Below are 21076 nucleotides of genomic sequence, written 5' to 3'. Positions count from 1 at the left end.
GTCAGTTCCCGACCAGCGCCGCCCACCGCCCGGGGAAGTCCGGGATGGTCTTGTCGGTGCTCGCGACGTCGTCGACCTCGACGCCCGGCACCACCAGCCCGATGATCGCGCCCGCGGTCGCCATCCGGTGGTCGGCGTAGGCGCCCCACGGCCGGTCGGACCTCCCGGTGAGCGGCTTCGGCTCGATGACCAGGCCGTCCTCGGTCTCGGTGACGGCACCGCCGAGCGCGGTGATCTCGGTGGCGAGGGCGGCGAGCCGGTCGGTCTCGTGGCCCCGCAGGTGCCCGATCCCGCGCAGCCGCGAGGTGCCCGACGCCAGCGCGGCGACCGCGGCGACGGTGGGGGCGAGCTCGCCCGCGTCGTGCAGGTCGACGTCGACGCCGGTGAGCCGGTCCGGCCCGGTCACGGTGAGGCCGTCGGCGGTGTGCGTGACCGTGGCGCCGAACTGCTCCAGCACCGGCAGGACGTCGACGCCGGGCTGGGTGGTCTCGGCCGGCCAGCCGCGCACGGTGACCCGCCCGCCGGTCACGACGGCCGCGGCGAGGAACACCGAAGCGTTCGACAGGTCGGGCTCGACCGACCAGTCCCGCGCCGCGACCGGGCCGGGCTCGACCCGCCAGGTGTTCGGCTCGGCGTCGTCGACGGCCACCCCGGCGGCGCGCAGCATCTCCACGGTCATCGCGATGTGCGGCAGCGACGGCAGCGGCGTCCCGTCGTGGACCACGGTCACGCCGCGCTCGAACAGCGACCCGGACAGCAGCAGCCCGGACACGAACTGCGACGAGGCCGACGCGTCGATCGTGACCTCGCCGCCCCGGACCGGGCCGCCGTCGAGCACGAACGGCAGCGCGTCGGCGGCGCCGTCGTAGGACACGGTGGCCCCGAGTGCGCGCAGCGCGTCCAGCACGGTGCCCATCGGGCGCTCCCGGGCGCGCGGGTCGCCGTCGAAGCGGACCGCACCGGACGCCGTCGCCGCGGCCGGGGGGACGAACCGCATGACCGTGCCGGCGAGCCCGCAGTCGACCCCGGCGGGCGCCTCGGGGGTCCCGCCGCGCAGGCCGGGGTGCGCGCCGATCTCCACCGTGTCCCCGAGCGTGGTGACCGGGACGCCGAGCGCGGCGAGCGCCCCGGTCATCAGCGCGGTGTCGCGGGTGGGCGGGGCGCCGTCGACCCGGACGTCGCCGCCGGACAGGCCGGCGAGCAGCAGCGCACGGTTGGTCACCGACTTCGACCCGGGGACGGTGACGGTGCCGGTCACCGGCGACCCGGGCGTGGGGGCGGTCCAGTTGCTCACGCCTCCATCCTTCCCCACGTGGGAGGATGGGGCGCATGTGCGGCCGTTACGCCTCCACGAAGGCCCCCGCGGACCTGGCCGACGAGTTCCACGCCGTCGACGCGACGCAGGAGACCTCGCAGCGTCCGGACTACAACGTGGCGCCGACCAAGGACATCACCGTGGTGGTCGAACGCCACCCCCGCGACGAGAACGGCGAGCCCGACCGGGGCACCACCGAGCGGTCGCTGCGCACCGTGCGCTGGGGGTTGGTGCCGTTCTGGGCGAAGGACCCGTCGGCGGGTGCGCGGATGGTGAACGCCCGATCCGAGACGATCACCGAGAAGCCCGCGTTCCGCCGCGCGGCCGCGTCGCGGCGCTGCCTGTTCCCGATGGACGGCTGGTACGAGTGGCAGCGCCACGACGCCGTCCCGAAGTCCCAGGGAGGGACCGGCAAGCCGACCAAGCAGCCGTACTTCACCACTACGCCGACGGTGCCACGATGGCGATGGCGGGCATCTGGGAGTTCTGGCGCCCGCAGGGCGACGAGCTGACCGAGAAGTACCCGGACGGGCTGGTCACCGCCTGCGTGCTCACCACCGACGCGGTCGGCCCGCTGACCCAGGTGCACGACCGGATGCCGCTGCTGCTGCGCCCCGACGACTGGTCGGACTGGCTCGACCCGGACCGCGGCACCGGCGACGAGGGGGTGACCCGGCTTCTGGTCCCGCCGTCGCCGGAGCTGGTCTCGACCCTGGACATCCGGCCGGTCTCGCCGCAGGTCAACAACGTCCGCAACAACGCGCCCGCACTGCTCGACCGGCTCCCCGACGACCAGGTGACCGAGCCGATCCAGCTCGACCTGCTCTCGTGACCGCGGCGCGCGAGGTCGACACCCCGCGCGGCCCGGCCCGGGTCACCCTGCACCGGGCGGGGTCCCCGCGCGGGCTGCTGCTGCTCGGGCACGGCGCGGGCGGCGGCGTCGACGCACCCGACCTGGTCACCGCGACCGCGGCGGCCACCGCCGCCGGGTTCGACGTCGGCCTGGTCGAGCAGCCCTACCGGGTCTCGGGCCGGCGGGCCCCCGCCCCGGCCGGGCACCTCGACGAGGCGTGGCTCGCCGTCGTCGCGGCGGTGCGGCCCGGCCACGACGGCCCGCTGGTCGTCGGCGGCCGCAGCTCCGGCGCGCGCGTCGCCTGCCGCACGGCGACGACGGCCGGTGCCGCCGCGGTGCTGTGCCTGGCCTTCCCGGTGCACCCACCGGGCCGCCCGGAGCGGACGCGGGCCCCGGAGCTCGAGGCGGCCGGGGTGCCGGTGCTCGTGGTGCAGGGCCGCAGCGACCGCTTCGGCGTCCCCGGGGACGGTCCGGACCGCCGGGTCGTCCTGCTCGACGGCGACCACGGCCTGACGAAGCAGCACGACCTGCTGGGGTCCGCCGTGGGGGAGTGGCTGGCGACACTCACCCGGTGAGTTCGTGAGGGTTGCCTACCCTCAATTCCGGCCTATGTTCAGTTCGTGATGATCAGAACGTTCGCCCGGTTCGTGGCGGTGCTGCTGGTACTCGGGGCGGCCGTCGGCTGCGGTGCGGGCTCCGGCCCCGGGCCCGAGGCGCCGGGTGGCTACACCGTGACCCACGCGATGGGTGAGACCCGCCTGCCCGCCCGGCCAGCCCGGGTCGTCGTCCTCGACTCCCCGCACCTCGACGCGCTGGTCGCGCTCGGGACCGTCCCGGTCGGCGCGAGCGTCTCCGCCGCCGGGGCGGGCTACCCGCCCTACCTCGCGGACCGGCTCACCGGCACCGAGTCCACCGGGCTGATCGCCGAGCCGGACCTGGAGGCGGTCGTCCGGCTGCGCCCCGACCTGATCATCGGGTCGGCGGTCCGGCACCGCCCGCTCTACGAGCAGCTGTCCCGGATCGCCCCGACGGTGTTCTCCGTCGGCAGCGGCACCGACTGGGAGGAGCAGGCCCGGGTGACGGCCGACGCCGTCGACGCCCGGCCCCGGATGGAGGAGCTGTTGTCGGGCTGGCGCGAGCGCGCGGTCACGGTCGGACGCGAGGTCGGCGCTCCCGGCCGGACGGCCTCGATCGTGCGGTTCCGCCCGGAGTCGTTCCGGCTCTACGGCCCCCGCAGCTTCTCCGGTTCGGTGCTCACCGCGATGGGCTACGACCTCGGCGACCGTCCGTGGAACGAGTACTCGATGATCGAGAGTGCCCCCGAGCTGGCCGGGAGCATCGACGGCGAGGTGGTGTTCTTCACCGACCGGGCGCAGGACCCGTCGTCGGGCTCCCGTGCCGCGGTCGCACGGCTGTGGGGCCCGCTGCCCGCGGTGCGCGCGGGCGCGGTCCACGAGGTCGACGACGAGACGTGGATGGTCGGGATCGGCGTGCTGGGCGCCGAGCGCGTCATCGACGAGGTCCGGGAGCGGGCCGCCGCGGGCTGAGTCCCGGGTCGCCGCCGGGCGCGGTGAGCCGGGCGGCGATCTCCGTGGCCGGGACCGGGGAGCCCAGGTGCCAGCCCTGCCCGATGTCGCAGCCCAGCTGGTGCAGCCGCCGGGCCTGGCCCTCGGTCTCCACCGACTCCGCGACGACGGTCAGCCCCAGGGTGTGGGCCAGCTCGATCATCGCCGAGAGGATCACCGGGCTGTCGACGTCGTGCGGGACGCCGTCGTCGCCCGGGCAGGGACCGCCCTGCCCGGTGACGAACGACCCGGCCAGCTTGAGCACGTCCACCGGCAGCCGGTGCAGGTAGACCAGGTTGGAGTAGCCGGTGCCGAAGTCGTCGATGGCGATCCGCACCTCGAGCTGCGAGAGCTCCTCCAGCGCCTGCACCGGGCGCCCGGCGGCGGACATGAGGTCGCTCTCGGTCAGCTCCAGCTGCAGCGACGACGCCGGCCACCCGGTCCGCTCCAGCACGTCGGCGATGCGGGCGACGGCGTCGGGCCTGCGCAGCTGCTGGCCCGCCACGTTCACGCTGAGCACGAGCCCCGCGTCGGCGCCCGCGTCCACCCAGCACCGGGCGTCGGTGCAGGCCCGCTCCAGCAGGTGCAGCCCCAGCGGCACGATCAGGCCGGTCTGCTCGGCCAGCGGGATGAACACGTCCGGGCCGAGCCGCTCGCCGTCGGCGGTGCGCCACCGGGCCAGCGCCTCCACCCCGACGACCGAGCCGTCGTGCAGCGACACCAGCGGCTGGTACTCCAGATGGAACTCACCGCGGTCCAACGCGCCCGGCATGCGCCCGGCCAGCTCGAACAGATGCACGTCGTTGGCGTGACGGGCCGGGTCGAACACCGCGATCCGGTCCCGGCCGTCGCGCTTGGCCCAGTACATCGTGGTGTCCGCGGCCTGCATCAGCTCGGCCGCCCCCTCGGCACCGGCGGTGCCGGAGTCCACCGCGAACGGACGGTCGACGATCCCGATGCTGGCCGAGACCACGACCTCCCGGCCGCGCACGTGCACCGGCCGTCGGACGACCGCCAGTGCCTGCTCGGCGACCGCGGTCAGCTGCTCGACGCCGGCGCAGCGCTCCACGAGCACGACGAACTCGTCGCCGCCCATCCGGGCGACGGTGTGCCCGGCCGGCCGGAGCTCGGCGTCGAGGCGGTGCGCGACGGTGCGCAGGAGCTGGTCGCCCGCGTCGTGGCCGAGGGTGTCGTTGACGGCCTTGAAACCGTCGAGGTCGAGGTAGCAGACCCCCACCGGGGCGGGGGAGCCGTACGGGCCGGCGAGCGCGGTCTCGAGCCGGGTGAAGAACAGCGAGCGGTTCGGCAGACCGGTGAGCGGGTCGTGCTCGGCCTGGTGGCGCAGCCGTGACTGCAGGCGGCGCCGCTCGGTGACGTCGGAGACCATCGCGACGAGGTAGCGGGGCTCGCCGTCGGGGGAGCGGACCAGCGAGACGGTCAGCTCGGTCCACACCTGGTCACCGTCGGCCCGGAAGTAGGACTTCTCCATCCGGGCGTGCCCGATCCGCCCGGCGAGCATGGCCTCGATCTGCGGCCACATCTCCGGGGTGTCCTCGGGGTGGATGAACTCGAACACCGAGCGGCCCACGAGATCGCCCGGCCGGTAGCCGAGCATGGCGGTCAGCGTGCGGTTGGCCTCCAGGATGCGACCCCCGGTGTCGGCGACGCTGATGCCGAGCACGGAGCTCTCGAACACGACCCCGTAGCGCGCCTCGGACTGCCATCGGGCGTCCTCGGCGGCGGCGCGCGCCGCGAACGCGGCGGAGCTGATCCGTTCCTGCTCCAACCGGGTGCGATCGCGCAGCGTCCGGGCGTACCCCGTCGACAGCGCCCCGACCGCCGCGGTCCAGCGGCGGAACCGTTCCGGGTCCGGGTTGAGCCCGGCGAAGTGCTGGGCCAGGACGTCGATCGAGCAGCGCAGCGCGGCCGGGTCGGTGAGGTGCGCGGCGACCAGCTCGGCCCCGACGTCCTCGGCGACCGCCTCCTCGGCCCGCCCCTCGACGACGGCGGTGAACCACCAGGCCGCGCCGGACAGCACCGCGTACAGGTCGGCGCGGGCGGCGGAGACGAAGCCTCGTGCCTCGATGGCGCGCACCCAGGCGTCGGCCAGCGCCGACGGCCCCGGCCCCTGCCCACCGGGCAGGAGGGGGACGGGCTTCGCCACGACGGCTCTCCCTCCGACGGTCAGATCCCGGGCTGCCCGGCGTGACGGGCGACGGCGGCGAGCCCGGGGTAACGCTGCGCCTCGGGGCCCACCGGGGACTCCGGACGCCAGAGCGGGATCCGCACGACGCCGGGCTCGACCAGCTCCAGATCACCGAACAGCGCCGCGACCTCCTCGGTGTCGCGCATCCGCATCCGGTTCGGGGACCTGTCCCTGTTGTAGAGGTTCTGGGCCCGGCTCGCACCGGAGAGGCCCCCCTCGTCACTCGCGTGGCTGACGACCACGTGGCTGCCGGGGGCTGCCGCGCCGGCGTAGGCGGCGATGATCCCGGCCGGGTCCGCCTCGTCCGGGACGAAGTGCAGCACCGAGACGAGCAGCACCGCCACCGGCCGGGACAGGTCGAGGTGGGTCCGGGTCACCGGGTCGTCGAGGACCCGGCGCGGGTCGGTCAGGTCGGCGGCGAGGACGGCCGTCGACGGGTCGCCGTCGAGCAGCGCACGGCTGTGCGCGACGGCGATCGGGTCGTGGTCGACGTAGAGGACCCGGGCGTCGTCGCAGGCGGTCGCCGCGACCTCGTGCACGTTGCCGACGGTCGGGATGCCGGATCCGAGGTCGAGGAACTGGCGGATCCCGTGGGCGCACAGGTGGTGCACGGTCCGGCGCAGGAACGCCCGGTTGGCCTGCGCGACGGCCGCCATCTCGGGCAGCGCGTCGAGCACCTTCTCGGCGAAGGCGCGGTCGGCCTCGAAGTTGTGCGACCCGCCCAGGTAGTAGTCGTAGACCCGGGCGACGCTCGGGCTGGTCATGTCCACTTCGTCGGGCGCCCATGCCGGTCGGTCCACGCGTGCTCCCCGTAGCTCGTCTCGATCGAAGGCGACGGCGTCCTGCTGCCGTCGGTGATCGACCCTACTGGCGCGGAGCCCGGATCGGACCCGTCCGGGTGACTCTCTGCGGTCAGCCGGTTGCGATCGGTGCGACGACGGCGCCGGTGAGCGCCACCAGGTCCGCCGGGGCGAGCTCGATCTCCAGGCCACGTCTGCCCCCGGAGCAGAACACCGTCGGGTGCTCCTGCGCCGAGGCGTCCAGGACGGTCGGCAGCCGCTTGCGCTGGCCCAGCGGGGAGATGCCGCCCGCGACGTAGCCGGTGGCCCGCTCGGCGTCGGCGACGTCGGCCATGACGGCCTTCTTGCCGCCCGCGGCGGCGGCCAGCGCTTTGAGGTCCAGCTGGGCCGACACCGGCACGATCCCGACCGTCATGGCCCCGTCGACGAGCGCGACGAGGGTCTTGAACACCCGGCGCGGGTCCTGCCCCAGGACGGCGGCGGCCTCCTCGCCGTAGCCGGCACCGTCGTGGTGGGTGTAGGTGTGCAGCTCGTGCGCCACGCCGCGCCTCGCCAGCAGCGCCGTCGCCGGGGTGCCCCTGCCCGCCATGGTCGTCCTCCCATACCCGTCCCCGGGGCCGTGCCCCGGGCGCCGACGGGAACCTACGGGAATGCCCTCCGGCGGCGCACCGTTGTTCCGTACGTGACGACATCAGTGATGGAGAGGCCCGGGGCCGCGCCGCCGGACGGCCGTGAGCGGCCGGGGCGCGTACCCTCCGACGCGTCCGCCGTGCCGGTGACCCGCACCGGTGCGCGACTCGTGTCACTGGAGAGGGAACCTTTGTCAGTACAGCCGGATCAGCCGGGTCAGCCGGAGACGGGCGCGGCAGGGACCGATCCCGCGGAGCTCGCCGCCCTGGTCGGCGTGGCCGACGCCGACGGCAACCGTGCGCCCGAGGACGAGAGCGTCTCCGACCGCACGGCCCGCTTCGAGCGCGACGCGATGCCGCTGCTCGACCAGCTCTACGGCGCCGCGCTGCGCATGACCCGGAACCCGGCCGACGCCGAGGACCTGGTGCAGGAGACCTTCCTCAAGGCGTACTCGGCGTTCGGGTCGTTCCGGCGAGGCACCAACCTCAAGGCGTGGCTGTACCGGATCCTGACCAACACCTACATCAACGGGTACCGCAAGCGGCAGCGTCAGCCCCTGCAGTCGCCGACCGACGAGATCACCGACTACCAGCTGGCCCAGGCCGGTGAGCACAGCTCGACCGGTCTGCGCTCGGCCGAGGTGGAGGCCCTCGACGCGCTGCCCGACAGCGACGTCAAGGAGGCCCTGCAGGGCCTGCCGGAGGACTTCCGCATGGCGGTCTACCTCGCCGACGTCGAGGGGTTCGCCTACAAGGAGATCGCCGAGATCATGGGCACGCCGATCGGCACCGTCATGTCGCGGCTGCACCGCGGCCGGCGTCAGCTGCGCGACATGCTGACCGACGTGGCCCGCGAGCGCGGATTCGTCCGCGACGGGGCCGCCGGCGCGACCGGGGACCGGGAGGTGACGGCATCGTGAGCGCCGCCGAGGGCTCGGGCGCACCGCTCGAGCGCAACCCCATGATCCAGGACCCGCCCGCGAACACCGGGTGCACCGAGGTGCTGGCCGAGGTGTGGCTGTTCCTCGACCACGAGTGCGACCAGGAGCGACGACGCCTGCTCCAGCAGCACCTCGACGAGTGCGCGCCCTGCCTTGCCGAGTACGGCATCGACGAGAAGCTGAAGGCGCTGCTGGCCCGCAAGTGCGGCGGCGAGGCGGCCCCGGCCGGGCTCAAGGACCGGCTGCGGTCGCAGATCCGCTCCGCGGTGCTCGAGCAGGCCCAGGTGACCGTGGAGAGCGGCCCGGACGGCACGAGCGTCTCGGTGTCGCACCAGCGCACCGAGTACCGCCGCTCCGGCGGCTGACCGGCACCGCCGCTCCGGCGGCACACGCGAGAGGGCGGGCACCCCACCGGGGTGCCCGCCCTCTCGCGTCGGTGTCGCCGAACTCAGCAGTTCGGCTTCTTGCCGTGGTTGGCGCCCTTCTTGGCGCGGTCACGGCGCTTGCGTGCACGCTTGGACATCTCGACCCTCCTTCCCGTCCGGGTCACGGTTCCGCGGCGTTGCCGCGGGAGCTTCGTACGCGCGATTCTCGCATGTGGTGGGATGGGCGATCGTGACCACGCTGAGCGAGCTGCTCGCCGAGCACACGACGATGGACGGCGAGACCGCCGATCACCTCCAGCGCGTGGTCGGTGAGTGGCAGTTGTTGGCCGACATGTCCTTCGCCGACTTCCTGCTGTGGGTGCCGCTGGACGACCTCCACGCGGGGACGGGCGGTGCCTCCCGGGCGGCGACCGCGCAGTTCCTGTGCGTCGCCCAGGCCCGGCCGACCACCGCACCGACCGCCCACCCGGACGACGTCGTCGGCCGCCGGGCGGTGCCGGTGGAGGTCGGCCAGCTGCGCCGGGCGGTGCTGGAGGGCCGGATCTGCCGCGACGACGACCCGCGCTGGCACCTGGAGGTGCCGGTGCGCCGGGAGACCATCCCGGTGCGCTTCAAGGGCCGCACGGTGGCGGTGCTGTCCCGGGACACCAACCTGTCCACCCCGCGCGTCCCGAGCCCGCTGGAGATCGCCTACCTCGGCAGCGCATCGGACCTGTGCCAGATGATCGTCGACGGGACGTTCCCGCCGCAGTCCGGTCCGCCCGGCTCGGCCGAGGGCAGCCCGCGCGCCGGGGACGGCCTGGTCCGCCTCGACGTGCACGGCAACGTGGCCTACGCCAGCCCGAACGCGCTGTCGGCGTACCACCGCATGGGCCACGCCAGCGACGTCGCCGGCGCCGACCTCGCGACCGTCACCAAGGCGCTCGTGCTGGACCCGTTCGACGCGAAGGACGTCGCCGGCCGGATCAACGAGGCCCTCGACGGCGCCCCGTCCACCCGGATGGAGGTCAAGGGCCGCCGGGCGACGATGCTCGTGCGCGCGCTGCCGCTGCGGCCCCGCGGTGACGCGGCGGGCGCGCTGGTGCTCGTCCGCGACGTGACCGACCTGCGTCGCCGGGACGCGGCGCTGATGAGCAAGGACGCCACCATCCGGGAGATCCACCACCGGGTGAAGAACAACCTGCAGACGGTCGCGGCGCTGCTGCGGATGCAGGCTCGGCGCAGCGAGAACCCGGAGGCGGGCCGGGCGCTGGAGGAGTCGGTCCGCCGGGTCACCTCGATCGCGCTGGTGCACGAGGCGCTGGCCTACTCCGTCGCCGAGGTCGTCGAGCTCGACGAGCTGCTGCCGAAGGTGCTGCCCGCCATCCGCGACGGCGCGACGACCGAGTCCCGCGCCCGGGTGCGCGTCGATTCCGGGTTCGGGGCGCTGCCCGCGGCGAAGGCCACCCCGCTGGTGCTGGTCCTGGCCGAGCTGACCCACAACGCGCTGGCGCACGCCTACGACCCCGGCACGGCGGGGGAGGTGGTCGTCAGCCCGGTGCGCTCGGCGAGCCGCCTGGAGGTGTCGGTGGCCGACGACGGCCACGGCATGCCGGTCGACTTCGACTTCGAGAGGTCCAAGGGGCTGGGTCTGCAGATCGTGCGGACCCTGCTGACCTCCGAACTGGAGGCGACGATCGAGGTGCGGGCCCGGGAGGGCGGCGGCACGGTGGCGGTGGTCCGGGTACCACTCGGCGGCTCCTGACCGCCCCACCGCCCTTCGGGCGTGCCCCCAGGGGAACTCTCGTGGCGTAGAGCGCCCCGAAAGTTCCCCTGGGAGCAGGCCGGCGGAGCCGCGCAGGACGGCTCGGAGAGGGCCCAGGGACGGCGCGGACGACGGCGGCCAGAGGCAACCGGGGACATGCTCGTCGTCCCCGGGCGGTCGTTGCGGTGCGGCGGGTGACCGATCCCGGTCACTCCCGGTGACCCGGGGCGTGGACGGGGGCCCGGAGGGCACCGGATACGCTCGTGCCGTGACCGTTGATCCCGGTGCCGTGGTCGCGCCGGCACCGTGGTCGACCCTCACACCGGGGTGGCAGATCACCCCGAACGCACCTCGGGCCCGTGGCCGGTGGCGTCCGGCTACGGGCCCGAGGTCGGGGAGCTACTTCTTCTACTGTTCGGAGCTGCTGTCCGGGACAGCTGTTCCTGCCGCATTCCGGGCGAGTACCCGGGCGGGGCTGCCTACGCGGTGCGAGCGCGCGGACGGGTGCTGCGCCGCTTCAGGGCGCGCCGCTCGTCCTCGCTCATGCCGCCCCAGACACCGGCGTCCTGGCCGGACTCGAGAGCCCACTGCAGGCACGACTCGGTGACCGGGCAACGCCGGCACACGCTCTTGGCCTCCGCGATCTGCATCAGGGCAGGGCCGCTGGTGCCGACCGGGAAGAACAGCTCCGGGTCCTCGTCGCGGCAGATCGCGTCGTGACGCCAGTCCATGATCACTTTCTCCTCTGGTGCGCGATCGGGGTCGCGCCGATCGTCTGTGCGCTTGGTGTTACGTGCGTGTTTCGCAGCTTGTGAATACTTTCACGAGCCACCGCGGTCCTCAATGGGAAACTGCTCGCGGGATGCGTGAGCGCCCTCATAGGGAACGCACGCAGACAGACCAGTGCCCGGGACTTCGAGCCGCCCTGGGCCGGTTCCACGATCCAGTGTCCCTGTCCCACCCGGAATCGGCCACCCGAAAACGATGTCGACCCGGACACCCTCTGAGTGAGGGGTCCGGCCCGGTGGGACGGAACCTCCACGAGCGGCGTTGCTCGTGGCCTCGCTTGCGTAGGGACCACCTTGGATCACGGGTTTGGCCTGGTGTAAGCCCCAACGGGACCGACGGTCCGCTCACATCGGTGAATGGCGCGGTTGCTCACTCCGGCGTGTGAGAGCGCCCGCACGATGCGCGACGAACCGTCCGTCTCACACGACGACGCGTAACGCTCCGGGCACGCTGAGGAATTCCACGTCGGTGCGCATTCCGAGGTGGTCGCCGTCGAGCTGGAGAGCGAGAGGCTGTTCCGACGTGATCCGCACCCGGCCGACGGCGTCGTGCCGGACGATGTGCCGCCCGTGCGGGTCGCCGTCGGCGGCCAGGATCTGGCGCAGGGTCGAGGCGATCGTCCGCGGGCTCAGCCCGGTGAGCGCGAACAGCCCCAGCCCGCTGCCGAACGACGAGCGGGGGTTGGTCCGCACCGCGCGGCCGGACAGGAAGGTCCACGGGTCGGTGTTGGAGACGAACGCCAGCCGCACCCCGGTCAGCGGTGCCGCGTCGGGGAGCTCCACCGTCATCGACGGGGGACGGCGCAGCTGCGCGAGGTACTGGGCGATCGCGGTCAGCGCGTAGCGGCCGGGGCTGGCCTCGTGTCCCTGCGCGCGGGCGCGCTCGACCGCGGCCACCACCTCGGCGTCCCAGCCCATGCCGGCGTTGAAGGTGAACCAGCGGTCGTCGGCCCAGCCGAGACCGACCAGCCGTCGCCGCCGCTGGGCCAGCGCGGTGAGCACGTGCCCGGTCGCCTCGACCGGGTCGCGCGGCATGTCGAGGGCGCGGGCGAACACGTTCGCCGAGCCGCCGGGCACCACCGCGAGCATCGCGGTGGCGTCCGGGTCCGGCCGCGGGGCACCGCTGCCCGAGCCGGTCTGCGCGGCCAGCAGCCCGTTGACGACCTCGTTGACCGTCCCGTCGCCCCCGAGCGCGACGACGAGCTCGACGCCGTCCGCCACGGCCGCCGCGGTCGCCTCCGCCGCGTGGCCCCGGTAGCGGGTCTGCAGGACGTCGAGCTTCAGCTCGCTGGCCAGGGCCTTGGTCAGCACGTCCCGGCCGGCGGCGGTGGTGGACGTGGCCTGAGGGTTGACCACGAGCAGCGCGCGCACGGGGCGACTGTATCGACCGCGCACCGGCCGGTCCGTCGGCCGCCCGGCGGTGGCCGCCGCGGCGGGCGGCCTATCCTCGGTGGGTGGCCGATGACCGCGACGACCGCCCCGTGACGCGGGAGCGACCGCCGGAGAACGTGCGGGTGGCGGGGGTGCTCGTCGCGGCCGAGGGGCTCGTCGGCGCCGTCCTCGCGGTCGTGCTGGGCGTACGCGCGCTGGAGGCCGGTGGCGCCCGCCTCTACTACGGGCTCGCCGAGGCCGGGATCTTCGTGCTCCTGGCGGCCGCCGTGGCCGGTGTCGGCTACGGGTTGGTCCGCGGGGTGCACGGCTGCCGCACCCCGGCGATCGTCGTGCAGCTGCTGCTGTTCCCGGCCATCTACTACGCGCTGGGCCCCAGCCGTCAGCTGGTGTGGGGCATCGTCTGCGGACTGTTCGTGCTGTTCACGTTCCTGATGCTGATCAGCGAGCAGTCCCGGCGCTGGTCGATGGGCGACGAGTACCCCGAGGACTAGTTGTACTGACCGGAGACGTTGGTCGAACTCGTGTGACGACACGATCTAGCTGATCTTGAAGGGTGAGGACCTCCTGCGGAGGGTGTGGAGCTGTCGAAGGCACCCGCACCCACAACCACAGGAGGTCCTCGTGGTCCACGCTAACGCTCCACTGTCCGAACGCGGCCGACTGCGCCTGGCGCGTCTGATCGTCGAGGGCGACGTGCCGATCGCTCAGGCCGCTGCCCGGTTCCAGGTGGCCTGGCCGACCGCGAAACGCTGGGCCGACCGCTACCGCACCGACGGCCCGGCCGGCATGGCCGATCGCTCCAGCCGGCCGCACCACTCGCCGCGGGCGACGCCGGCACCGGTGGTGCGCCGGATCGTGCACCTGCGCTGGAAGAAGCGCCTGGGCCCGGTCCAGATCGCCGACCGGGTCGGTGTCGCTGCCTCGACCGTGCACCGGGTGCTGGTGCGGTGTCGGATCAACCGCCTCGCCCATGTCGACCGCGCCACCGGAGAACCAGTGCGTCGCTACGAACACCCCGCCCCCGGGGATCTGCTGCACGTGGATGTGAAGAAGCTGGGCAACATCCCCGACGGCGGCGGCTGGCGCTATGTCGGGCGCGCCCAGGGAGACCGCAACCGGGCCGCGACCCCTGGGAAACTTCGCAACGCCTACCACCAGGCGAAGATGGGCACGGCGTTCGTGCACACCGTGCTCGACGACCACTCCCGCCTGGCCTACGCCGAGATCCACGACGGCGAAACCGCCGCCACCGCGATCGCTGTGCTGCGCCGCGCGGTGGCCTGGTTCTCCGCCCGCGGGGTCACCACCCGCCGAGTCCTGTCCGACAACGGCTCGGCCTACCGCTCCCACGCCTGGCGCGACACCTGCCACGCGCTGCGGATCACCCCGAAACGCACCCGTCCCTACCGCCCACAGACCAACGGAAAGATCGAACGGTTCCACCGCACTCTCGCCGACGGCTGGGCCTTCGCCCGGCTCTACACCGGCGAGTCGCAACGCCGAAAGGCGCTACCCGGGTGGCTGCACGAGTACAACCACCACAGGCCCCACACCGCCATCGGTGGTCTCCCACCGATCAGCAGGTTGACCAACCTGTCCGGGCAGTACAACTAGCGGGCCGCCGCCCCGCCGTTCCGCCCGGCCAGCGCGACGAGCGGGTCGCCGGTGAGCCGGTAGGTGGTCCACCCCTCGTTCGGCACCGCGCCGACGGAGCGGTAGAAGCCGATGGCCGGGGTGTTCCAGTCCAGCACGTTCCACTCCAGGCGCTTCCAGCCGCGCCGGGTCACCTCGGCGGCCAGCTCCGCGAGCAGGGCCGCGCCGTGCCCGCCGCCGCGGGCGCCGGGGGTGACGTAGAGGTCCTCCAGGTGGATCCCGGCGACGCCCTCCCAGGTGGAGAAGGTCCGGAACCAGATGGCCGTGCCGACGACCGCGCCGTCGTCGCCGGTGGCCACGAAGGCCCCGGCCGAGGGGTCCGGGCCGAACAGTGCGGCGTGCAGCTGGTCCTCGGTCAGCCCGCACTCGTGCGCGGCCTTCTCGTAGTCGGCCAGCTCGTGCACGAGCCGGACCATGACCGGCACGTCGTCGGGGGTGGCCGTACGGACGCTCACTGGTCCTCCGCGGGGGTAGGGCGCTGGTTGACGTGGTCGAGGCGGGGGACCCCGCGCTCGAACCCCAGCACGCTGACCCCGGCCGGGTCCATGCGGAAGTGCACACCGCCACTCGCGGGCAGCCCGATCCAGCGCGCCGTCAGCACCCGGGAGAAGTGGCCGTGTCCCACGAGCACGACGTCGCCGCCGCCGAGCAGGGCGCGCGCGTCGGCGAGCACGGCGTCGGCGCGCGCGGCGACGTCGCCGGGGGTCTCGCCGCCGGGCCACGGCCCGTCCCAGATCGTCCAGCCCGGCTGGGACTCGCGGATCTGCGGCGTGGTCCAGCCCTCGTTGTCGCCGTAGTCCCATTCGACGAGCCGGTCGTCGACCGCGTCCACGCGCAGCCCGGCCAGCTCGGCGGTGTCCCTCGCGCGCGTGCGCGGGGAACAGAGCACCCGGGCGGGCGGGGCGTCGTGGCGGACCAGGGCCAGTGCGTCGCGCACCCGGCGGGCCGCGGCCCGGCCCTCGTCGGTCAGCGGGACGTCGGTGCGGCCGGTGTGCTTCCCGGTGCGCGACCACTCGGTCTCGCCGTGGCGCAGCAGGAGGATCCGTCCGTCCGGATCGGCGTCGGTGCTCACGGGCGGCGACGCTAGTCGCGGACGCTGCGGGACGCTCGTGGTGATCAGGTCACCCGGTCGGGTCGGATCCGGACCCGACCGGGCAGTCCGCCGGGCGCGCCGTACCCGCAGCGTGGCCGGATCGGATGGGATCCGTGGCGGACCACGAGCCGAGGAGCGTCATGTCGCCGCAGTTCTCCCGCCGCCCCGCGCGGCGGCGCATCGCCGGGATCGCCGCCGCGGCCGGCCTCGCGATCACCGCCGCGCTCACCGCGCCCGTCGCCGCGGGCATCGCGACGGCCGCCCCGGCGGTGCAGGCCGGGGCGATCGGCCCGGGCGTGCAGATCGCCACCCCGGTCACCGGCGGCGCCGAGCTGTGCACCGCCAACTTCCTCTACACCCCGGCCGCCGGGCAGGACGGGAACCGCGACGAGCCCGGCGGCCGCGGGGCCGAGCACCAGGCCGCCCCGGCCGGGGTGCTCTACCTGGGCGCGGCCGCGCACTGCATGGCGGGCGAGGACGCGATGTCCTCGGTCGACGGCTGCAGTGAGCCGGTCATGCCGGAGGGCATCGAGGTCGGCATCCGCGGCCGCGACGGGAAGAACTACACCGGACGGGTCGCCTACAACTCCTGGGCGGTCATGCAGGACCGCGGCGAGACCGACCCGCAGCTGTGCCTCTACAACGACCTGTCGCTGATCCGGCTGAGCCCGGCTGCCGTCGCCGTCGCCGACCCGACGGTCCCCGGCTTCGGCGGCCCGACCGGGCTCGACACGGACGGCACCGAGCAGGGGGAGAAGGTCTACAGCTTCCAGCCCAACCAGCTCGTGGCGACGCCGTACAAGCAGGGCCTGAGCCTCGGGCAGCCGGAGGGACCGCGCACGCACGTCGTCTCCACCACGCCGCCGGGGGTGCCGGGCGACTCGGGCTCGGGCTACCTCGACGCGCGCGGCCGGGCGTTCGGGCTGCTGTCGAGCCTGATGCTGCCGACCAACACCAACGGGGTCACCGACATCGCCCGGGCACTGGCCTACGCCCAGCGCTACGGCGAGGTCGGCGCCCTGGAGGTCGTCCCCGGCCGGGTCCCGTTCACGCCGGGTGTGCTGCCGCTGACCGAGCTGCCCAGCGGCCCGTCGCTGCCCGCGCTCCCACTGCCCGACCTCACCCCGGCGCCGCTGCGCTGACCCGCTGACGCGGCTCCCGGGACGGGCGTGCGGTGATCCGTACGCCCGTCCTGTGCGGGTGGCCACTCCGCACGCGCCGGGTGACCGGTCCCCGGTGTCCACCCGGTTAGACTCGCCGCCAGATCCGACAGCTCGTCCCGGCTCGGCGCCCCTATCCCGGCGCTGCGCGCGGGATGGCCGTCCGGCACCGCGAGCAGGTCGACGTCAACCCGCGACGCCCGGTGCAACGGCAGGCGCGTCCGTGCGCCGCTCTCGTACCGCACCACCCGTGGAGTCTTCCCATGACGCTCGCCCAGGACCCGACCACCCGTTCCGCCCCCGACCGGCACGAGGTGTTCGGCGCGCACGAGGGCGGCAAGCTCGCGACCGGCCTGACCGCGCCGCTGGCCGACGAGCGCGACCTGTCGATCGCCTACACCCCCGGTGTCGCCGACGTCTGCCGCGCCATCGCCGACGACGCCTCGCTCGCCGCCCGTTACACCTGGGCGCACCGGCTGGTCGCCGTCGTCAGCGACGGCACCGCGGTGCTCGGCCTCGGCGACATCGGGCCGCGCGCGTCGCTGCCGGTGATGGAGGGCAAGTCGGCGCTGTTCAAGTCCTTCGCCGGGCTCGACTCGATCCCGCTGGTCCTCGACACCACCGACGTCGACGAGATCGTGGAGACCCTGGTCCGGCTGCGCCCGACCTTCGGCGCGGTCAACCTCGAGGACGTCGCCGCGCCGCGCTGCTTCGAGCTGGAGCGCCGCCTGGTCGAGGCGCTCGACTGCCCGGTCATGCACGACGACCAGCACGGCACCGCCGTCGTGCTGCTCGCCGCCCTCGACGGCGCCTGCCGGGTGCAGGGCCGCTCGCTGTCGGACCTGCGCATCGTGATCTCCGGGGCCGGCGCGGCGGGTATCGCCTGCGCACGCATCCTGCTGACCGCGGGTGCCTCGGACGTCGTACTGCTCGACTCGCGCGGGGTCGTCGACGCCGGCCGCGGTGGGGAGAAGGCGGCGCTGGCCGCCGTCACCAACCCGCGCGGGGTCACCGGCGGGATCGCCGAGGCCCTGGCCGGTGCGGACGTGTTCGTCGGGCTCTCCAGCGCCACGCTGCCCGAGGACCTGCTGGCCACGATGGCCCCGGAGTGCATGGTCTTCGCGCTGTCCAACCCCGACCCCGAGGTGCACCCGGACGTCGCGGCCCGGCACGCCGCGATCGTCGCGACCGGTCGCAGCGACTTCCCGAACCAGATCAACAACGTGCTGGCCTTCCCGGGGATCTTCCGCGGCGCACTGGACGCGCACGCCCGCCGCATCACCGACGACATGAAGGTCGCGGCGGCCCGCGCCATCGCCGACGTCGTCGCCGACGAGCTGTCCCCGCAGAAGATCGTGCCCGGCCCGTTCGACCCGCGGGTGGCACCGGCCGTCGCCGCGGCGGTGGCCCGCGCCGCGGGCGACGCCGGCGTGACCGCAGACTGACGACCGTCCATAACCCCGGTTACGAAACGTGTGCAATCGGGGTCTGCGCCGAACGGCACGGCGCGCTGTGAGCGGTCGGACACACACGGTCGGATCGGTTGCCACCGCTCGCCGAGCACGTCACACCCTTCACCCTCCGGCGACTACCTGTCACCACCCGTGAGTGACGGGCAGAGCAACGACGTTGGGCCGAACGGTCCCGTCACTCGCTGTGTCGGGTGGCTCGATCGGTCTACCCGCCCGGATCGCCCGGCACGGTGGCTCGTTGTTCCCCACGGAGCTGCCGAACGGAACGGAGGCGGGCGTGTCGGAGCAGGAATCGCGGGCGGGACACCGTCCGGGTGCATCGGTCGGGGACCCGGCCGGTGGACGCGCGGAGCAGGCACCGGGTGCCCGCCGCGACAGGGACCGGGACCCCGGTCTCGCCGGTGACCTCGCCCGGGCCTTCGCCGGTCCCGGCGGCACCCCGGCGGGCCGCGCCCGGCCCGGTCCCGACGACGAGCCGCTCCTCGACCGGGCGGAGGCCCTGAACCTCGCCGCCGCACCGGACGCCGAGATCTCCGGCGCGGGCTTCGGGGAGCCGCCGTTCGGCAGCGCCCGCCGCCTCCCCGGTGCGCCGCGCCCGGCCGGCCCGGCCCCGTCGGTCGCCGAGGCGGCCCCCGGCCCGGGGACCCCCGGGACCGGGGCCGTGGGTGCCGACGGTGCCGACCACTCCGCGGTGCAGCTCCCGCCCTCGCCCGCGATGGTCTGCGACGCCGGGGGCGTCGTCGTCCACACCAACGCCGCACTCCGCCGCCTCGCCGGCTCCGCCGACCCGACCGGCATGCGGCTCCCGCAGCTGCTCGTCGGCCCGGACTCCGACGCCCGTCTGGTCCGTGCCGACCGCCGCCTGGCCCGGGTCAAGGTCGTCCGCTGGAACCAGCCGGGTGACCGCACCGTCGTGCTGCTCACCCCGTTCCCCGACGCCGCGCCCGCGCCGTCGGACGAGGCGCCCGCGCTCGACCTCGAGCGCGCCACCCGCTCCGGCACCTGGACCTTCGACCTGCAGGCCGGGACGCTGACCCGCAGCGAGGGGCTCGTCGAGCTCTACCGCGCGCTCGGCGTGCGCCCCGACGGCCCCGACGGGCCCATCGAGGGCGAGCAGGTCGAGCGCGTCTGCCGGATGCTGCGCCGCGGCCCGGACGCAGCGCCGGAGCCCACCACCGCGCACAGCTCCGAGATCCGCCCCCAGGGCGGCGCGGTGCTGTCGTGCCGCACCCGGATCGACCGCACCCCCGGTGGTGCCCCGCTGCGCCTGATCGGGACCGTGCAGGACGTGTCCGACCGGCGCCGGGCCGAGTCCCGCGCGCAGCGCTCCGGGCAGCGGTTCGCCGATCTCGTCGCCACCATCACCACCGGCGTCGCGATGCTCGACGGACGCGGACGGATCGTCGACGCCAACCCGGCGCTCTGCCAGCTGCTCGACGCCGACCTGGAGACCCTGCGCGGCGTCCCGGCACGCAGCCTGTCCGCCGAGCCCCAGTCCGACCTGCGCGGCGGACTGCCGGACTGGCTGCGTGACCCGTCGCACCCCGAGCCGACCTACCGGATCGAGTCGCTGCCGCTGCTGCGCGCCGACGGGACCCGGGTCGACTGCGAGGTCGTGGTCAACGCCGCGCCCTCCGACGACGGCCGCCCGTTCTGGCTGCTCGTCGTCACCGACGTGGGGGAGCGCCGCCGCGCCGCCGACGTGCTCCGCGAGGCCGACACCGTCGACCCGCTGACCCGGCTGCCCAACCGGGCCGGGCTGCTGGAGCTCGCCGACCGGCTGCTGGCCGGGCCGGACGCCGCCCGGGTCGCCGTGGTCTGCGGCGACGTCGACGACTTCGCCCGCGTCAACACCGGCCTCGGCCACGACGCCGGCGACACCCTGCTCGTCGAGCTGGCCGGGCGGCTGCAGCGCGAGCTGCCGTACCACTGCACGGCCGGGCGGCTGTCGGCCGACGAGTTCGCGGTGGTCTGCGCCGACGTCGACGAGGTCGGCGGACCGCAGGCGCTCGCCGCCGTCGTCGCCGGGTTGCTGCGCGGCGACGTCACCGTGGCCGGCAGGCCGATCACGCTGACCGCCTCGGTCGGCGTCGCCGGGCGGGACGCCGCCGTGGCCGGCCCGCAGGCCGACGCCCGCGGCCCCCGCGGCGACGACCTGCTGCGCTCGGCCGAGGTCGCGGTGCGCGAGGCCAAGCAGCGCGGACGCGGCACGGTCGCCGTCGCCGAGCGGGGCGCCGTCGCCCCGGCGCGCCGCCAGCTGGAGCTGGAGGCCGAGCTGCGCGCCGCGATCGAGGGCGACGCGCTGCGCCTGGAGTACCAGCCGGTCGTCGCGCCGGACGGCACCGTGCTGTCCGCCGAGGCACTGCTGCGCTGGTCGCACCCGGTGCACGGCGAGGTCTCGCCCGGCGAGTTCCTGCCCGTCGCCCAGCGCGGCGGCCTGCAGCGCGACCTGGACCTGTGGGTGCTGCGCACCGCGGCCACCGAGGCCGCGACCTGGCCCCGTGCCGGGCAGGCCGTCGGCGTCGCGGTGAACCTGGCCGGGCTGCTGCCGGCCGACCCGTCGTTCCTGGCCGACGTCACCGCCATCGTCGAGGGCGCCGGGCTGCCGTGGAACCAGCTGGTGCTCGAGCTCGTCGAGACCAGCCTGGTCGCGCTGCCGCGCCCCGCGCTGGACGCGATGAGCGAGCTCGTGCGCCGCGGCGTCCGCTTCGCCGTCGACGACTTCGGCACCGGCTACTCGTCGCTGGCCCGGCTCAAGGAGCTCCCGGCGCAGACGGTCAAGGTCGACCGCGCCTTCGTCACCGGCGTCGGCACCGACCCGGCCGACTTCGCGCTCGCCCGCGCCGTCGTCGAGGTCGCGCGCGCGATGGGCCGCAAGACCGTCGCCGAGGGCGTCGAGACCGCGGAGCAGTTCCACGTCCTGCGCGGCCTCGGGGTCGACGCGTTCCAGGGCTGGCTGTTCGCCCGCTCGCTGCGCCCCGACGACCTGCACCGTGTGCTGCGGGGCGGCGGCCTGCCCACCCCGGCGACGAGCGCGACCCCGGCCGACGGGACCCCGGGCGTCTGGTGAGCCGGTCGC

Annotated in this window: 19 protein-coding genes and 1 pseudogene; 11 read left to right on the top strand and 9 right to left on the bottom strand. The window is 74.7% G+C overall.

Annotated elements, in window-relative coordinates; all coding sequences use genetic code 11:
- Nucleotide 1: 1 nt before the first annotated feature.
- Nucleotides 2–1294 (bottom strand): 3-phosphoshikimate 1-carboxyvinyltransferase, encoded by a 1293-nt coding sequence (gene aroA, locus ATL51_RS11770; RefSeq protein ID WP_100878645.1) that lies wholly within the window; start codon nt 1292–1294, stop codon nt 2–4.
- Between the two features lie 35 nt (nt 1295–1329).
- Here aroA and ATL51_RS11765 point away from each other — a divergent pair.
- From ATL51_RS11765 to ATL51_RS11755, 3 genes and pseudogenes are all read left to right on the top strand, one after another.
- Nucleotides 1330–2147, top strand: a pseudogene (locus ATL51_RS11765) (SOS response-associated peptidase).
- On the top strand, nt 2144–2743 hold the full coding sequence (locus ATL51_RS11760) for an alpha/beta hydrolase family protein (RefSeq protein WP_073576320.1): 600 nt from the start codon (nt 2144–2146) through the stop codon (nt 2741–2743). Before ATL51_RS11765 ends, ATL51_RS11760 begins: the two are co-directional and overlap by 4 nt.
- Nucleotides 2744–2791: 48 nt before the next feature.
- Complete coding sequence (locus ATL51_RS11755; RefSeq protein WP_301549247.1) at nt 2792–3715, top strand: ABC transporter substrate-binding protein; 924 nt, start codon at nt 2792–2794, stop codon at nt 3713–3715.
- Here the strand turns inward: ATL51_RS11755 and ATL51_RS11750 are convergent.
- From ATL51_RS11750 to ybaK, 3 genes are all read right to left on the bottom strand, one after another.
- Complete coding sequence (locus ATL51_RS11750) at nt 3678–5897, bottom strand: putative bifunctional diguanylate cyclase/phosphodiesterase (RefSeq protein ID WP_100878644.1); 2220 nt, start codon at nt 5895–5897, stop codon at nt 3678–3680. The two genes, ATL51_RS11755 and ATL51_RS11750, sit on opposite strands and share 38 nt — an antisense overlap.
- A 20-nt stretch (nt 5898–5917) precedes the next feature.
- Nucleotides 5918–6739: an SAM-dependent methyltransferase gene (locus tag ATL51_RS11745; RefSeq protein ID WP_100878643.1), complete on the bottom strand. Its 822-nt coding sequence runs from the start codon at nt 6737–6739 to the stop codon at nt 5918–5920.
- A 112-nt stretch (nt 6740–6851) separates the two neighbouring features.
- Nucleotides 6852–7328 carry a Cys-tRNA(Pro) deacylase gene (ybaK, locus tag ATL51_RS11740; protein WP_073576317.1) on the bottom strand — a complete coding sequence of 159 codons (477 nt, stop codon included), beginning with the start codon at nt 7326–7328 and terminating at the stop codon, nt 6852–6854.
- Nucleotides 7329–7643: 315 nt separating this feature from the next.
- Between ybaK and ATL51_RS11735 the strand changes: the two genes are divergently transcribed.
- Nucleotides 7644–8288, top strand: a complete 645-nt coding sequence (locus tag ATL51_RS11735) for a sigma-70 family RNA polymerase sigma factor (RefSeq protein ID WP_062403710.1) — start codon at nt 7644–7646, stop codon at nt 8286–8288.
- A 41-nt stretch (nt 8289–8329) separates the two neighbouring features.
- The gene (gene rsrA, locus ATL51_RS11730; protein WP_062403708.1) at nt 8330–8674 is read left to right on the top strand and encodes a mycothiol system anti-sigma-R factor; all 345 of its coding nucleotides are present in this window, start codon (nt 8330–8332) and stop codon (nt 8672–8674) included.
- An 83-nt stretch (nt 8675–8757) separates the two neighbouring features.
- Here the strand turns inward: rsrA and ATL51_RS29880 are convergent, their stop codons facing one another.
- Entirely contained in the window at nt 8758–8832 is a 75-nt protein-coding gene (locus ATL51_RS29880; protein WP_369804880.1) for a 50S ribosomal protein bL37, read from the bottom strand.
- A gap of 92 nt (nt 8833–8924) precedes the next feature.
- On the opposite strand from ATL51_RS29880, the gene ATL51_RS11725 reads away from it, so the two are divergent.
- On the top strand, nt 8925–10439 hold the full coding sequence (locus ATL51_RS11725) for a sensor histidine kinase (RefSeq protein ID WP_073576822.1): 1515 nt from the start codon (nt 8925–8927) through the stop codon (nt 10437–10439).
- Between the two features lie 479 nt (nt 10440–10918).
- Here ATL51_RS11725 and ATL51_RS11720 read toward each other — a convergent pair whose 3' ends face one another.
- Complete coding sequence (locus ATL51_RS11720) at nt 10919–11170, bottom strand: WhiB family transcriptional regulator (protein WP_043277332.1); 252 nt, start codon at nt 11168–11170, stop codon at nt 10919–10921.
- Nucleotides 11171–11647: 477 nt separating this feature from the next.
- Nucleotides 11648–12598: a diacylglycerol/lipid kinase family protein gene (locus ATL51_RS11715; protein WP_020623034.1), complete on the bottom strand. Its 951-nt coding sequence runs from the start codon at nt 12596–12598 to the stop codon at nt 11648–11650.
- An 83-nt stretch (nt 12599–12681) separates the two neighbouring features.
- Here ATL51_RS11715 and ATL51_RS11710 point away from each other — a divergent pair, with 83 nt between their 5' ends.
- Nucleotides 12682–13110 (top strand): hypothetical protein, encoded by a 429-nt coding sequence (locus tag ATL51_RS11710; RefSeq protein WP_100878641.1) that lies wholly within the window; start codon nt 12682–12684, stop codon nt 13108–13110.
- 130 nt (nt 13111–13240) lie between these two features.
- Nucleotides 13241–14233 (top strand): IS481 family transposase, encoded by a 993-nt coding sequence (locus ATL51_RS11705; RefSeq protein WP_100878640.1) that lies wholly within the window; start codon nt 13241–13243, stop codon nt 14231–14233.
- On the opposite strand, the gene ATL51_RS11700 is transcribed toward ATL51_RS11705, so the two are convergent.
- On the bottom strand, nt 14230–14688 hold the full coding sequence (locus tag ATL51_RS11700; protein ID WP_062403706.1) for a GNAT family N-acetyltransferase: 459 nt from the start codon (nt 14686–14688) through the stop codon (nt 14230–14232). The two genes, ATL51_RS11705 and ATL51_RS11700, sit on opposite strands and share 4 nt — an antisense overlap.
- Before the next feature lie 35 nt (nt 14689–14723).
- Nucleotides 14724–15344, bottom strand: a complete 621-nt coding sequence (locus ATL51_RS11695; protein WP_073578566.1) for a histidine phosphatase family protein — start codon at nt 15342–15344, stop codon at nt 14724–14726.
- Between the two features lie 161 nt (nt 15345–15505).
- On the opposite strand from ATL51_RS11695, the gene ATL51_RS11690 reads away from it, so the two are divergent.
- From ATL51_RS11690 to ATL51_RS11680, 3 genes are all read left to right on the top strand, one after another.
- Nucleotides 15506–16507, top strand: coding sequence for a serine protease (locus ATL51_RS11690; protein ID WP_100878639.1), 1002 nt, complete (start codon nt 15506–15508; stop codon nt 16505–16507).
- Between the two features lie 281 nt (nt 16508–16788).
- On the top strand, nt 16789–17970 hold the full coding sequence (locus ATL51_RS11685) for an NAD(P)-dependent malic enzyme (protein ID WP_073578564.1): 1182 nt from the start codon (nt 16789–16791) through the stop codon (nt 17968–17970).
- 304 nt (nt 17971–18274) lie between these two features.
- A complete protein-coding gene (locus ATL51_RS11680; RefSeq protein ID WP_139283057.1) occupies nt 18275–21067 on the top strand; it encodes a putative bifunctional diguanylate cyclase/phosphodiesterase in 2793 nt (930 codons plus the stop codon).
- Nucleotides 21068–21076 lie beyond the last annotated feature (9 nt).

This window comes from Pseudonocardia alni, from assembly GCF_002813375.1.
In the GTDB taxonomy this organism is placed as follows: Bacteria; Actinomycetota; Actinomycetes; order Mycobacteriales; family Pseudonocardiaceae; genus Pseudonocardia; species Pseudonocardia alni.
The sequence above is the reverse complement of the archived record's forward strand: the minus strand, read 5'-3'. Positions and strand labels throughout refer to the sequence as shown.

Coding starts and splice junctions, on each gene's coding strand:
- ATL51_RS11690 (WP_100878639.1), top strand. CDS start 15,506: ATGTCGCCGCAGTTCTCCCGCCGCCCCGCGCGGCGGCGCATCGCCGGG.
- ATL51_RS11685 (WP_073578564.1), top strand. CDS start 16,789: ATGACGCTCGCCCAGGACCCGACCACCCGTTCCGCCCCCGACCGGCAC.
- ATL51_RS11700 (WP_062403706.1), bottom strand. CDS start 14,688: ATGGTCCGGCTCGTGCACGAGCTGGCCGACTACGAGAAGGCCGCGCAC.
- rsrA (WP_062403708.1), top strand. CDS start 8,330: ATGATCCAGGACCCGCCCGCGAACACCGGGTGCACCGAGGTGCTGGCC.
- ATL51_RS11755 (WP_301549247.1), top strand. CDS start 2,792: ATGATCAGAACGTTCGCCCGGTTCGTGGCGGTGCTGCTGGTACTCGGG.
- ybaK (WP_073576317.1), bottom strand. CDS start 7,328: ATGGCGGGCAGGGGCACCCCGGCGACGGCGCTGCTGGCGAGGCGCGGC.
- ATL51_RS11720 (WP_043277332.1), bottom strand. CDS start 11,170: ATGGACTGGCGTCACGACGCGATCTGCCGCGACGAGGACCCGGAGCTG.